The 13390-nt window shown below is 43.1% G+C and carries 15 protein-coding genes; 6 read left to right on the plus strand and 9 right to left on the minus strand.

Annotation, left to right across the window (positions count from 1 at the left end):
• The first annotated feature begins 50 nt into the window (after positions 1-50).
• From IT393_11575 to IT393_11595, 5 genes are all read left to right on the plus strand, one after another.
• On the plus strand, positions 51-500 hold the full coding sequence (locus IT393_11575; GenBank protein MCC7203284.1) for a prepilin-type N-terminal cleavage/methylation domain-containing protein: 450 nt from the start codon (positions 51-53) through the stop codon (positions 498-500).
• 93 nt (positions 501-593) lie between these two features.
• Complete coding sequence (locus IT393_11580; GenBank protein ID MCC7203285.1) at positions 594-1052, plus strand: prepilin-type N-terminal cleavage/methylation domain-containing protein; 459 nt, start codon at positions 594-596, stop codon at positions 1050-1052.
• Positions 1053-1171: 119 nt separating this feature from the next.
• Positions 1172-1942 (plus strand): hypothetical protein, encoded by a 771-nt coding sequence (locus tag IT393_11585; protein MCC7203286.1) that lies wholly within the window; start codon positions 1172-1174, stop codon positions 1940-1942.
• Positions 1943-1984: 42 nt separating this feature from the next.
• Positions 1985-2917, plus strand: a complete 933-nt coding sequence (locus tag IT393_11590) for an ABC transporter ATP-binding protein (protein MCC7203287.1) — start codon at positions 1985-1987, stop codon at positions 2915-2917.
• Complete coding sequence (locus tag IT393_11595) at positions 2914-3702, plus strand: ABC transporter permease subunit (protein ID MCC7203288.1); 789 nt, start codon at positions 2914-2916, stop codon at positions 3700-3702. Before IT393_11590 ends, IT393_11595 begins: the two co-directional genes overlap by 4 nt.
• On the opposite strand, the gene IT393_11600 is transcribed toward IT393_11595, so the two are convergent.
• From IT393_11600 to rsmD, 4 genes are read right to left on the minus strand one after another with little or no spacing between them, the layout of a single operon-like run.
• A complete protein-coding gene (locus IT393_11600) occupies positions 3695-4009 on the minus strand; it encodes a zinc ribbon domain-containing protein (protein MCC7203289.1) in 315 nt (104 codons plus the stop codon). The two genes, IT393_11595 and IT393_11600, sit on opposite strands and share 8 nt — an antisense overlap.
• 40 nt (positions 4010-4049) lie before the next feature.
• Positions 4050-5246 (minus strand): pyridoxal phosphate-dependent aminotransferase, encoded by a 1197-nt coding sequence (locus IT393_11605; protein ID MCC7203290.1) that lies wholly within the window; start codon positions 5244-5246, stop codon positions 4050-4052.
• A gap of 4 nt (positions 5247-5250) precedes the next feature.
• A complete protein-coding gene (gene coaD, locus IT393_11610; protein ID MCC7203291.1) occupies positions 5251-5745 on the minus strand; it encodes a pantetheine-phosphate adenylyltransferase in 495 nt (164 codons plus the stop codon).
• Positions 5711-6298 (minus strand): 16S rRNA (guanine(966)-N(2))-methyltransferase RsmD, encoded by a 588-nt coding sequence (rsmD, locus tag IT393_11615; protein ID MCC7203292.1) that lies wholly within the window; start codon positions 6296-6298, stop codon positions 5711-5713. The genes coaD and rsmD overlap by 35 nt, the downstream gene beginning before the upstream one ends.
• Before the next feature lie 85 nt (positions 6299-6383).
• Between rsmD and IT393_11620 the strand changes: the two genes are divergently transcribed.
• Positions 6384-6626 (plus strand): Lrp/AsnC ligand binding domain-containing protein, encoded by a 243-nt coding sequence (locus tag IT393_11620; protein ID MCC7203293.1) that lies wholly within the window; start codon positions 6384-6386, stop codon positions 6624-6626.
• Between the two features lie 14 nt (positions 6627-6640).
• Here IT393_11620 and IT393_11625 read toward each other — a convergent pair whose 3' ends face one another.
• From IT393_11625 to IT393_11645, 5 genes are all read right to left on the minus strand, one after another.
• On the minus strand, positions 6641-6811 hold the full coding sequence (locus IT393_11625; GenBank protein ID MCC7203294.1) for a hypothetical protein: 171 nt from the start codon (positions 6809-6811) through the stop codon (positions 6641-6643).
• Positions 6812-7237: 426 nt separating this feature from the next.
• Complete coding sequence (locus tag IT393_11630; GenBank protein MCC7203295.1) at positions 7238-10321, minus strand: efflux RND transporter permease subunit; 3084 nt, start codon at positions 10319-10321, stop codon at positions 7238-7240.
• Complete coding sequence (locus tag IT393_11635; GenBank protein ID MCC7203296.1) at positions 10308-11381, minus strand: efflux RND transporter periplasmic adaptor subunit; 1074 nt, start codon at positions 11379-11381, stop codon at positions 10308-10310. The genes IT393_11630 and IT393_11635 overlap by 14 nt, the downstream gene beginning before the upstream one ends.
• On the minus strand, positions 11378-11998 hold the full coding sequence (locus IT393_11640) for a TetR/AcrR family transcriptional regulator (protein MCC7203297.1): 621 nt from the start codon (positions 11996-11998) through the stop codon (positions 11378-11380). The genes IT393_11635 and IT393_11640 overlap by 4 nt, the downstream gene beginning before the upstream one ends.
• A 5-nt stretch (positions 11999-12003) precedes the next feature.
• Entirely contained in the window at positions 12004-13329 is a 1326-nt protein-coding gene (locus tag IT393_11645; protein ID MCC7203298.1) for a TolC family protein, read from the minus strand.
• Between the last annotated feature and the right edge of the window lie 61 nt (positions 13330-13390).

Below are 13390 nucleotides of genomic sequence, written 5' to 3' on the forward strand. Positions count from 1 at the left end.
AGGAGGTATTAGAGATGTCAGTTTACAGAAAGATAGCAGGTAGGATTAAGATAGACAGAGAAAAGGGTTTTACCCTTATTGAATTGATGATCGTGGTTGCAATACTTGGTATATTGGCAGCCATAGCAATTCCTAATTTTATGAGGTTCCAGGCCAAGTCTAAGCAGAGTGAGGCAAAGACGAACCTGGGAGCCATCGGAACGACTGCGGAGGCATGGCGTACTGAAAACGATACATATATTGCCACGGTAGCTCAATTGGGTTGGGCCCCTCAGGGGAATACCCGTTATGGCTATTCGTATAATGCGCTGCTGTTAGCCGCCAACAATGTTGCCGGAAACTGTGCGACATCAGGGGCTGCAAACGCGGCTGCGGTTGCAGCGGCGGCCACATTTATTGCGATCGCCAATGGGGATGTGGATAGCGATGCTACGTGTGATGTATGGCAGTATAATGAGCTTCGTGCATTGACTAACTCAACAAATGACGTTAGTGGTTAACAGATAAAACAAAACGTCATGTTGTTTCATAAAAGGGGCGTTCGTAATCAGCGCCCCTTTTTTATACCCTGTGACTCTGGAAAAGGCAGGATTATGGTTAGAAAAGTCAATCAAAATGGTTTTACACTCATAGAGCTGATGATTGTTGTAGGCATCCTCGGCATTCTTGCTACCCTGGCCCTGGGCAGTTTTCTAAGCTACCAGGCGAAGGCCAAGCAGGCTGAAGTGAAGGCAAATTTGGGCGCCATCGGAGAGATGGCCATTACATACAAATCGGAATACGATACCTATAATACAGACTGGGCTGGAATCGGGTGGGATCCCCGCAAAATAACCAGATATTGTTATTGGTATAATGGCATTGCTGCAGCCGGAACCCCAACAGCCCCGGAAGCCGGGGTTGACTATTCTGATCCTGGTTCTGCAGCTGCCGCTAATTCTTTTTCTGCTGCTGGTGTGGGGAATATTGATCGTGATGTTTCTTCAGATCAATGGCTGTTCGATCAGAATAGAATCTTTATTATTCAGCAGAATGATGTTACCACCCCATAACGAAGTAATATATGCATGTTCTCTTCTCAAGGTCTAAGCATACGGTTATTTTCTTACTGATATCCGTTTTAGCTCTTTCCATATATATTGTCCAGCGTCAGTTATCAATCTATAAAGGGATGGGAAAAAAGATCGAAGGGTTTGCTGCACTCCCGAAAGGGGAATATCTTAAAGCCGCTGTTATAGGATATGAACAGTTGACTGCTGACATAATATGGCTCCAGGTAGTACAGGTTATAGGGGATGATACGGTTACGCCGGATGGGTATGAGTGGATATATCATGCGCTTGATGTCGTAACTACGCTTGACCCAAAATTTGATTATGCCTATCAGCTTGGGGGGATAACCCTCTCAGCGCTTGGAAATGCGCCGGAGAAGAGTAATGCATTGCTCTATAAAGGTATGAGAGAAAATCCGGATGTATGGCAGATCCCTTTTTATATCGGTTTTAATAACTTCTTCTATCTCAATGAATATGGCAAGGCTGCAGAGTATATGGCCAGGGCATCTGAACTTCCGGGTCACCCGGAGTATCTGCCAAAACTTGCGTCAAGGCTTTATGTACAGGCCGGAGACCCTGACGTTGCGCTCGACTTTTTATTGAAGATGTATAAGGAGTCAGGGGATGATAAAGTCAGGATAACTTTGGACAGGAGAATAAAAGAGGTGACAGTGGAGAGGGATGCGCTCTTCCTGGAAGAGGCAATAAAAAAATACAAGGCTGTATTCAAGGCATACCCTGAAAGATTGATAGAATTGGTTGAACGGGGTATTATTGTTGAATTGCCGGCTGAGCCTCTTGGAGGTTATTACTATTTTAATCCGGAGGATGGGCGGGTATACAGTAGTGTGGTCAAGGATAGGATGAAGGTTTATGGGAAGCAATGAGAATTAAGCAATGAGCAATGAGTTATGAAGCGAGAGAGATAAATGGGCAACGTTGTAATCAAAACAGTGAATCTTACAAAGGTTTTCAAGGCAGGTTTCAGAGGGAAGAATGCTCCAGCCCTTAAAGGTCTTAACCTTGAAGTCAATGAAGGCGAAATCTTCGGTTTTCTTGGCCCTAATGGGGCAGGGAAAACAACCACCATAAAGATACTTATGGGACTTATATATCCAACTACCGGAAATGCCTGGATATTGGATAAAGAAGTTACTGATATTGAAGTAAAGAATCGTATCGGTTTTCTTCCGGAGCAGCCCTATTTCTATGATTACCTGACCTCAAAAGAATTTCTGCGTTTCTATGGTCAATTGTTTGGTTTGAAAGGAGATGAGTTAAGGACACGGATGAATGACCTCCTGACCCTTGTCGGACTTGAAGGCGCTGCAAACCTCCAGCTTCGAAAGTTTTCCAAAGGTATGCTCCAGAGGATAGGCATAGCCCAGGCGTTAATAAACCAGCCTGACCTTATAGTTCTTGATGAACCGATGTCAGGTCTTGATCCTGTTGGGAGGAAGGAGATACGGGATATTATCCTGCGGCTGAAAGAGGATGGTAAAACGGTCTTTTTCAGCACCCATATAATTCCTGACGTTGAGATGATATGCGACAGGGTGGGCATATTGATGAAGGGTGAGCTTGTCAATGTAGGGAGGCGAGATGAGATTATAAATGCCAGTGTCAAATATGTAGAGATTATTACAGGGAATATCAGTAAGGAGTTGATTGACCATATGGAAGCAATGGGGTTCATTGTTAATGAGACATGGGAGCATGTGTCCATAATGGTAAAAGATGAAAACAGGGTAGATGCAGTATTGCAGATGGTAATGGATGGAAAGGGGAGGATTGTCTCTGTGGCGCCTCAGAGAGAGACGCTGGAAGAATACTTCATGAAAAAGATAGGAGGGACTTCATGAAGGTGCTCACAATTGCCCGGAATACATTTAGAGAGGCTATAAGGGATAGGATTCTCTATAACTTACTCTTCTTTGCACTTCTCATGATTGCCATGTCTCTCCTTCTTGCAAGCTTAACCGTTGGGGAACAATCGAGGATTATTATAGATATAGGCCTTGGAAGCATCAATATTTTTGGCGTCCTTATAGCGATATTCCTTGGTATAGGGCTAATTATAAAGGAGATTGACAGAAAAACGATCTATAACATACTTTCCAAGCCGGTTCCCCGTTATCAGTTTATTGCCGGTAAGTACTTAGGGCTACTCATAACAATTATTGTAAATTTAGCAATTATGGGGGCAGGACTTTATATTATCCTTATGGTAAATGAACTCAGGTGGGGAAACTATATATTTAATGTTAATCTCGATGTCTGGAAAGCAATCTATATGATATTCATTGAATTAATGGTTGTGACTGCTATAGCCATGATGTTTTCTACATTCTCAAGCTCATCTACATTAAGCGCCATCTTTACAATAGCAGTCTACCTGATAGGCCATCTTACAGAAGAACTTAAACTAATAGGTGGAAAGTTCCAGGATTCATTGATGGAGACAGTCATTAATATCTTTTATTATTTACTCCCGAATCTTGATAATTTTAATATCAAGGGTAAGGTGGTTCACGGTATCTATGTGTCACCAGGCTATATGATCATGGTTACATTATATGGTATTTTGTATATTGGCGCCGTGATGTTGATATCAGGAGTGATATTTCAAAGAAGAGATTTTAAGTAGCAGGTTCTGTCTTGCCTGTGCTTGACGCAGGTGCAGCAGTCTCGGCCTTTTTTTCTTCCTTCTTGTCAGATGTCTTCTCATCAGCAGTCCCCTTCTTAGGTCTTGATGGTTCTGAAGTCTGCTTTCCTTTTGTGGAATAGTCAGTTATATACCATCCGCTTCCTTTAAATTGCAGGCCGGCGGGTGATATTACTTTAGACATTTTACCATCGCATTTATTGCAAGTTGTAACAGGCGGATCGCTTACTTTTTGAAGGATCTCAATCTTGTTACCACATTTGTTGCACCTGTATTCATAAATTGGCATCTAACCAGCACCTCCTGCATAATTTTGTTCCGGATTTCATTTATTTAAGCACTTTTATTGCGGCTTCAAGCCTGTCGAGTCCCTTTTCTATTTTATCCATGGAGGTTGCGTATGACAGCCTCATATAACCAGGGGCGCCAAATGCATCCCCGGGTACTGCCGCAACATTTGCCTCTCTTAAAAGGTATTCTGCCAAATGAACAGAGGTATCCAATACAGTACTATTGAATCTCTTTCCTAATATGCCTGATACATTTGGGAATACATAGAAGGATCCAACAGGCAGAAAACAGGAGACTCCGGGGATTGCCCTCAGTCTGTTAACGATATAGTGCCTTCTCTTATCAAAACGTTCTACCATCATGCTTATGAAATCTTCATATTTGCCGCTAAGCGCCTCAAGGGCAGCCTTCTGTGCAATTGAAGTAGGGTTGGAAGTACTCTGACTCTGAATATTCCCCATTGCCTCAATAAGCTTGCCAGGTCCGGCTGCATAGCCAATTCTCCATCCTGTCATTGCATATGATTTCGAAACTCCGTTTACAACTATAGTACGATCAAATATTTCTTTATTCAGGGAAGCGATACTTGTGTGTCTGAAACCATCATAAACTATTCCTTCATAAATCTCATCTGAAATGACATAGATATTGCTCCGTATGGCAATATCAGCTATCTTCTCGAGATGCTGCCTGTCGTATGCTGAACCTACCGGGTTAGATGGCGTATTAAGGATCAGTGCCTTTGTTTTCCTGGTTATAATCCGTTTCAGTGAGTCAGCATCAAGGAGAAATCCGTCTTCTTCTGATGTTTCTGCAATTACGGGTTTTGCACCACTAAGCAGGACCAGTTCAGGATAGGTAACCCAGTATGGCGCTGGTACAATTACCTCATCCCCCTCCTCAAAAAGCGCCATGGCAATGTTATACAAGCTGTGCTTGGCACCGCATGATACAAGTATTTCTTCAGGTTTGTACATCAGTCCGTGTACTTTTGCGAGTTTGTCTGCTACAGCCCTTCTGAGTTCTATAATCCCGGATGATGCAGTATATTTTGTAAATCCCTCCCTGATGGCAGAAATTGCTGCATCTTTTATTCCGTCAGGGGTATCAAAATCAGGTTCACCTGCGCTAAAACTTATTACATCAATACCCTCTTTTATCATTGCCTTTGCCTTCGCCTCAAGCGCGAGGGTAGGTGAAGGCTTTATTAATGAAACGCGTTTTGTAAGATTCATCTAATCAAAAGTCCTTTCTGTCCTTAAACTTATTCTTTAACATTGCATGAACATCTTTCGGAACTAATGAGGAAATATCGCCATTTAAGCTACTCACTACCTTGATAATTGTAGATGTGAGATATGAATATTCTTCGCTTGGCATCAAAAAAACAGTTTCAATTTTGTCATCAAGTTTTCTGTTCATTAAGGCCATCTGAAATTCATACTCGAAATCCGAAACAGCGCGCAGTCCCCTAATTATGACAGATGCCCCCTTTTTTCTGGCGAAGTCAACAAGAAGACCATCAAATGTTTCAACAGATACATTTGGCAGGTCTTTGATTGCCTCTCCTGCCATCTTTATCCGTTCATCAAGAGTAAACAGGGCAGTCTTCTTTGGATTAGGACCTATACCAAGAATAATATGGTTAAATAGTCTTAGGCTTCTTTGAAGAATATCGAGATGTCCGTTAGTTATCGGGTCAAATGTTCCCGGATAAATTGCTGTTATTGACATGCCTTCTGTAAACCGTTAAGGTTGTATCCCCGTAAACATATTTGCCATAATCTTCAAAGTTGGTCAATGCTTCCGGCATTGAAATCTTTGATGAGTGCTCAATTATCAGAAATCCGTAACCTGAAATATTAACATTATTGATTATCTTTGACAAGAGGTCAGGCCAATTATTGTAATTATAGGGAGGGTCAGCAAAAACAATGTTATACTGCATGCTGCCCCTGATAATTTCTTCTATAACAGTCATGACATCTCCAAATAAGACAGTAATTTCCTTCTCATAACCGCAGGTCTTAATATTATCCTTAATTGTTTTTAAATGTCTGACATTGTTTTCAACTAATGTGGCATGCCTTGCCCCCCGGCTGACAGCCTCGATGCCAACTGCACCGGAACCTGAGAAAAGGTCCAGAAATGCTGAATTTACAATATATTCATGGCCTACAATATTGAACATAGACTCCCTTACCTTATCCGAGGTGGGCCTTATCCTGTCACCGGCTGGTACCCTGAGATGGCGTCCCTTTGATTTTCCTGATATTATTCTAAGCATTTTCCCCTTACTAAAATGAATAACATATATTGACAATCATCATAACATTATGCTAACAACATTGTTAGGGTCAGGGAGGTAAAATATGACAAAAAATGAAGGCAGGATCTACTTGTTAATAAATACTGAAATAGGCAGGGAAAGACACGTCAGAGATGAATTGCGTAAGTTGGATCATGTAAAGTATGCAGATATGATAACAGGGAGATATGATATTATCGCAACCCTTGAAGGCGAGAGCGTTGGAGACATTTTTGCAACCGTAATTAGCAATATCAGGGCCATAAAAGGTATAATAAGAACCGAGTCAAATGTTGTCTTTGAATAAACAGCAGGAGTCTTTTAAGCTTTAAATGGAATTAGTCCTCCCATCAGAATGAATGGTTTCTTGTTCTGGAGTATTGTGCTGTCAAGGAGTGTGCCGCAGTTCACGCATCTCCAGGCATAAAAGACAAGAGAATAATCAGTACACCTTTCTGTGACCATGAATCCACCGCATTTAGGACAATGCATTATAGTCCTCCTTTTATTTGAATTGTTCGTACAACTGTATTAAGCATATTGAGCAAATTTAATGCCATATTTTTGACAATCAGAGTTGTGCATTGATCCGATCGTGATTTATCCTAAATTATGATTATAATTCAATAAGATACATGGATTAAACCCGATAGTGGAGTGATGATGGAAGGATGATTTTATTCATAATTCAGGCAATAATATGAGTGTCGCAGCAGTCAAATTGTGCACATGGTGACAAAAAAATGGTCATGAGATAGATGGTGACTTGGTTGCCTGATTAAATGCAACGTCTGATAAGAGATATTATGTAAACTCACCTTGATTAATGCCGTCTTGTGAGTTTACATAATATCAGTCTTAGTAATACCTGCCATGTTTATCGCAACGTGTGAGTTTGATGCAAAGGCAAAGGCCCCGCTATACCGGTAGGTTTTTCCTGCGCTTCCGGTAGATAACGTCCTGGAGGTCATCAAATAGGTCATAAACAACAGGAACTACTACAAGTGTAAGAAACAATGAGGTAAGCAAGCCGCCGATTGTGGCTATTGCCATTGGCGAACGTGTTTCAGCCCCTTCGCCTATTCCTACGGCGATAGGCATCATGCCAAGCACCATGGCAAAGGTGGTCATCAGGATTGGCCTGAGTCTGACAGGCCCGGCTGCAAGAATAGCCTCTTTCCGCTCCATTCCCCTTGCCCTTAGTGTATTTGTATAGTCAACGAGGAGTATTGCGTTCTTTTTAACGAGCCCCATAAGCAGGATCAGGCCGATAAATGTAAAAATATTTAGGGTCTTTCCGGTAATCAGGATTGCAAGAAATGCCCCTATAAACGAAAATGGCATTGAAAGGAGTACTGTTATGGGATGTATAAAGCTTTCATACTGTGACGCAAGGACCATGTATGCAAGGATAACTCCGAAAACCAGGGCGAACATCAGGTAGCCAAAAGATTCACCCATCATCTCTGCCATTCCTTTATATCCAGTTGAGTAATCGGATGGAAGTATCCTTGCTGAGATTGCATCGAGTTCTGCCATTGCCTCGCCAAGTGGTTTTCCTTCCAGGTTGGCAAAAAGTGTTATTGCCCTTTGCCGGTCAACCCTGTTTATTATTCCAGGTCCCCCGGCAGGCTGGACTGTTACAATATTTGAAAGTTCTATGAGTCTGCCGTCATTGGACCTGGTGTATAGTCTTTTAATATCTTCAGGAGAGTTCCTGTCATCGGGATTTAATTTCATTTTGACGTCATATCTTCTTCCGCGCGATTCATCCCTGTATTTTGTGGTCTCAACTTCACCACTTATCAGTAGGTTGATAGTTTCAGCCACTGAAGCAATATTGACACCAAGGTCTGCGGCTTTATCCCTGTCAATATGTACTCTGATCTCAGGTTTGCCTGTCTCAAGTGAAGAATCAACGTCAACTATTCCCGGCAATTTTGAAAACTCAGCAACTACATTTTCTGAATATTGCTGTAACCCTGTCAGGTCTCTTCCTTTGATCGTATACTGTATTGGAACCATCCTCTGTCCGCCGCCTACAAGAGACACGTCTTCAGCAAATCCCTTCAATCCCGGTGTCTTTCGCAGCCTGTTCCTTATCTCCGCCATTATCTCCTGCTGACTCCTGGTTCTTTCAGCCTTTGGTTTGAGGCCTACGAACATAGAACCTTTGTTAGTTTCACCGCTGGTACCCTGTCCGTAGAAAACTGTTTTTACCTCAGGTATAGTGAGGACAAACTCTTCTGCGCCTTTGAACAGTTTTTCTATCTCATCAATGGAATAGTCCCTGGGGGCCTCGAGTCTTACTATGAATCTTGACTGATCCTCAGACGGCAGGAATTCCTTGCCGATAAATTTGACTAAATACATGCTTATTATAAAGATGATGCCTGCTGAGATGACTACGATGGCCCTGTGATTGAGGGCTACAGTCAGAATCCGTCTGTACCAGTCTTCAACCACCAAATATCCTGCCTCGAGCGATGATGACAGACGTCCTGCAGGATGTCTGTGCATATTGGCGGTTGTGCCTTTTAAATAACGTGATGCGAGCATTGGAATTAAGGTAAAGGACACGAACAGTGAAACTGCAACAGCGAAGACAACAGTTAAGGCAAACTGAAAGAAAAACCGGCCGATTATCCCCTTCATAAAAGCGACGGGCAGGAATATTACTATGATTGCAAGTGTCGTAGCTGATACGGCAAGCCCGATCTCTGAGGTAGCGAACGATGCTGCCTCCCGTGGAGAAAGCCCCCTTTCAATGTGACGGTGAATGTTTTCAATGACAATAATTGCATCGTCAATGAGAATGCCGACAGAAAGCGACAACGCGAGCATTGTCATGTTGTTAAAGGTAAAACCAAAGGCATTCATGATTGCTAAGGTCGAGATAATGGAGGTCGGTATGGCAAGCGCACTAAACAGCGTTATCCTGAGACTGCGAAGGAAGAACAGAACGGCAATTGTTGCAAAAATACCTCCATAAATCAGGTGGTGCTGAACCTCGCTTATTGAACGCTTTATGAAAGTTGACTGATCAAAGCTGATTCCTATACTCATGCCTGGAGGGAGTGACTTCCCGATATTTACAAGTTCCTTTTTGACTCTTTCAATTACTTCTACCGTGTTTGTTCCGGATTGTTTCTGTATCCCAAATCCAACTGCCGGCACCCTGTTGAACCTCGTTACAGACCTCTTTTCCTGCATCCCGTCTTCAATACGTCCGATGTCACGAAGCCGCACCGGGGCGCCATCCTTAAAAGTAATAACAAGGTCATTAAAGTCTGAGACAGCAGCAAATTCTCCCTTAATTTTTATTGAATACTCAGTAGTCCTGTCCTCTATCCTCCCTCCCGGCAATTCTATGTTTTCCCGCTGTAATTTATTCAGTACGTCGTGAGCAGTTATACCATATGCTGCCAGCTTATCTGAATCGAGCCATACTATAATTTCCCGCAACTGAAGTCCTGCCATGCGAACAGCTCCGACTCCGTCAATTTTCTGTAATTGTTCCCTGAGGATTTCATCAGCATAAGTGGACAATTCCCGGATTGTCTTATTGCCGGAAAGGGCTAACCATAGAATGGGGTTTGCATCTGGGTCAACCTTCTCAATAACAGGCTCATCAATGTCCCTGGGAAGACTGCCTCTTATGACAGATATCTTTTCCCTGACGTCCTGAACAGCAAGGTCAATATCCCGTTCAAGAACGAATTCAACAATTACCTGAGACCTACCTTCGGTGCTTGATGAGGTAATAGACTTTACCCCGTTGATTGTATTAATGGCGGCTTCAACCTTATCCGTTACATCTATATCCATTGTCTCGGCATTGGCGCCATTGAGTCTTGTTGATATATTGACAATCGGGAAGTCAACTTTTGGAAAGAGGTCAACACCAATACGGGGGTAGCTTACTGCGCCGAGCAGGACTAGACCGAGTATGACCATTGTTGCGAACACAGGTTTTCTGATTGATGTATCAGCGAGCCACATTTACCCTGATCCCGTCAGAAAGGTTCTGCTGACCGGCAATTACTACATTTTCGCCGGACCGCAAACCATCTGTAATTTCCATCAAATCACCATATTTACTCCCTATCTTTACAATGTGTTCTTCTGCCCTGTCATCGCTTACGGTGAAGACCTTTATAGTTTCACCTTCATAAAGCAAAGCGGTCGCTGGTATGAGCACTGTACCTTTTGCCGCGCCGGTAAAGAGCCTGATCCTTGTAAACAGCCCAGGTCTTAAAACGCCGTCTGGATTGGGAACCACAGCCTCAGCCATGAGAGTCCTTGTCTTCTCGTCAAGGCCAGGATAGATTATGTTAATCTTCCCATGGAATTCCCTGTCATGGAATGACTCTGCCTTGAACTGTAAATCCTGCCCCTTCTTTAAGACGCCTGAGTCCTTTTCAGATACAGAGAAATTCAATTTCAGCGGGTCAACCTGTATGACGGAGCATACTGGACTTCCGCTGCGTATGAAATTGCCTCCGGATACCATCCTGCTTTTAACTACACCGGAAATAGGGGAGTATATCCGGGTTTTGGTCAGCCTGTGTTCGGCAATAGATAATGCTGCTCCGGCTTTTTCAGCATCTGACTCAGCTAAAGACAATTGTGATGAAACAGAATCGTAATCATGCTGAGAAAGGAGTCCATCACCGTAGAGGGATTTCTTGCGATTATACTCCAATCGTATATTTGAGAGACTTACTTCTGCCTGTTTCATGGCAGCCTTTGCCCTCGTGACCTCAAGCAGATAATCAGTATTGTTAATTGCTGCAATCAGCATCCCGCTGGTTACAACTGTTCCCTCATCTATATAGATACTGTCCAATATTCCATCTACCTCAGCGCCAATGGTAACCTCTTCATAAGGATATAATGTACCAACAGTTTCAATAAATGGCCTTAATGATTTTGTCTCCGCCGGCCGTACAGCGACATTGATGCTTTTTACCTTATTGACAACGGTTTCTTTTTCACCGCACCCCGAATACATAAACATTGAAGCTGTGACAAGCATGGGGATTACAACGTACCTGCTCATTTCAATACTCCCTTTAACGTACCATCTGCAAATATGCCGGCAAACTGGCTTATGGTCCGCTTTATCTCATTTTTCCCCACGTTTCTCTCTTTTATAATTTCCTCTATATGAAAAAAAGAAAATATCATGCCGAGAAAAGCCCTGGCAGCTACTTCAGATTGAAACTGTCTTATTTGTCCCTGACTCCGCCTGACATTTAAATAGCCGGCAAGAAGCCGCACCATCTCATCTATAAATCTGCTGTGAACGACCTTCACTTTTTCAGGATATACATGAATTTCACATGTTATGATACGGACTAAAGATTTTCTTTCCTTAAGCGTCTCGAAAAAACGTGTTCCAATTTTACTGAGGCCGTCTTTATAATCAGAAGAGTTGTTTTCAAGTTCAGGAAGAAGTTCTCTCAGCCTTGGGAGAAATGAATATCTCTTCAGCATCTCCTCAAATAGATTTTCCTTGGAACCAAAGTGCCGGAAAAGGGTGACTTCAGTAACGCCTGCTTCAGACGCTATCTCTCTGGTAGATGTGCCTGGATATCCCTTCCTTGAGATGAGTTTTAGTGTCGCTGCAAGCAGTCTCTGACAGGTTTCTTCAGGTCTGGGTGTCAATTTACGCACAGGCCTCATTCATGACTCCTGATATCCTGTCCGGGCTCCACTGGAGATACTTCATCAAGGATCAATCCCATCTTCTTCTTTAAATCTATTATTGCAAGCTGGAGATCAATGATGCTGTTGGAATAAGACTTTTGAGCTGACACAAGAGTTGAGTTTGCATCTATTACATCAGCATTGGCCGCTAATCCGTATGAGAATTGTTTGAACACAGTATTATAATTTTCTTCTGCAAAGGAAACCTGGGTCTTGTAAAATACTATAGCTGAATTGATGGCGTCAATATTGTAGGAGGCATCGCGTACCCCTAGTTCTATCTCCTTTGCCAGGCTTAGTTTCCTTAACTCAGTTTCCCTGTATTTACTTTCTGCCTCACGCACCTCTGCAATCCGTAATCCTCCCTCATAAAGCGGATATGATAATGTAAGGGAGGCATAGATGCTTTCCTTGTTATAAAAGGAAGAAGAGACCGGATCCTGATCCCTGCCTGAATACACCCCGTCCAGTCTGAGGGTGGGCATAAATCCTCCCTTTGCATAACGAATCCCCTCTTTTGCGGTCTCAACCTCGGCCCCGGTCTTTCTATAATCATTTCTTTTACTGAGAGCTGTCCGGATAAATTCCTCAACAGTGCCATCCGGCGCCTGTTTACCGGCAGGCTCGGATACAGAAAAACCTGACGGAATTCCGAGCAGTCTGGCCAGCATGTCTTCTGCAATGCGGAGCTCCTTATTTACTCTTGACAGATCAGCCTGTATGCCTGCTGTTTCGGCATCAGCCCTCAGAACTGCTGTCCTGGTTACCTCCCCAACCTTAAACCTTGCAGAGGCCACCCTGCTTCTTTCCTCGGCCCTCTTCAGATCAGCCTCCTTAATCTCCTTTTCCCGTTGAATCCTTATCAACCCGAAGTATGAGTTCGCTACAGCCGAGACAATATCCTCTTTCGTTATTCCAACGCCTCTCTCACCGGCGTCAACCATATACTTTGCCTGTCTGAGCGCACTCCATTCCCTTCCGCCCCTGTATATTGGGAGGGACAATATCAAACTGTAATTCAGGCTGTAGTCAGGCTGAATTACAGTGACAGCTGAGCTCTTTTCTTCTGAATACTTTGTGTAGCTTCCTTCAGCAGTCAGCGAAGGAAGTATACTGGACACCGCTTTCTTCCTTGTCTGTTCAAGCTGATACAAACCTTCTCCAGCAATCCTGACGGCCTCATGATTTTTCAATGCAAGGTTATACGCCTCCTGCAGCGAAACAGTGCGATCAGCTGCAGCGGAAGGCGTGACGGAAAGAAATAATACGTAAAATAATGATACAAGAATTAAGTACATAATCTGACCTCCATATTTCCATAATGTCCGGATTTGAACCAAACCTGATTATATGATTGTA

The sequence above is a fragment of the Nitrospirota bacterium genome (genome assembly GCA_020851375.1).
In the GTDB taxonomy this organism is placed as follows: Bacteria; Nitrospirota; 9FT-COMBO-42-15; order HDB-SIOI813; family HDB-SIOI813; genus RBG-16-43-11.

Bases quoted from the DNA above. Each gene is read 5' to 3' on its own strand.
- IT393_11590 (MCC7203287.1), top strand. From the start codon at position 1,985: ATGGGCAACGTTGTAATCAAAACAGTGAATCTTACAAAGGTTTTCAAG.
- IT393_11595 (MCC7203288.1), top strand. From the start codon at position 2,914: ATGAAGGTGCTCACAATTGCCCGGAATACATTTAGAGAGGCTATAAGG.
- coaD (MCC7203291.1), bottom strand. From the start codon at position 5,745: ATGTCAATAACAGCAATTTATCCGGGAACATTTGACCCGATAACTAAC.
- rsmD (MCC7203292.1), bottom strand. From the start codon at position 6,298: ATGCTTAGAATAATATCAGGAAAATCAAAGGGACGCCATCTCAGGGTA.
- IT393_11625 (MCC7203294.1), bottom strand. From the start codon at position 6,811: ATGCATTGTCCTAAATGCGGTGGATTCATGGTCACAGAAAGGTGTACT.
- IT393_11585 (MCC7203286.1), top strand. From the start codon at position 1,172: ATGGGAAAAAAGATCGAAGGGTTTGCTGCACTCCCGAAAGGGGAATAT.
- IT393_11645 (MCC7203298.1), bottom strand. From the start codon at position 13,329: ATGTACTTAATTCTTGTATCATTATTTTACGTATTATTTCTTTCCGTC.
- IT393_11600 (MCC7203289.1), bottom strand. From the start codon at position 4,009: ATGCCAATTTATGAATACAGGTGCAACAAATGTGGTAACAAGATTGAG.
- IT393_11580 (MCC7203285.1), top strand. From the start codon at position 594: ATGGTTAGAAAAGTCAATCAAAATGGTTTTACACTCATAGAGCTGATG.
- IT393_11620 (MCC7203293.1), top strand. From the start codon at position 6,384: ATGACAAAAAATGAAGGCAGGATCTACTTGTTAATAAATACTGAAATA.
- IT393_11605 (MCC7203290.1), bottom strand. From the start codon at position 5,246: ATGAATCTTACAAAACGCGTTTCATTAATAAAGCCTTCACCTACCCTC.
- IT393_11630 (MCC7203295.1), bottom strand. From the start codon at position 10,321: ATGTGGCTCGCTGATACATCAATCAGAAAACCTGTGTTCGCAACAATG.
- IT393_11635 (MCC7203296.1), bottom strand. From the start codon at position 11,381: ATGAGCAGGTACGTTGTAATCCCCATGCTTGTCACAGCTTCAATGTTT.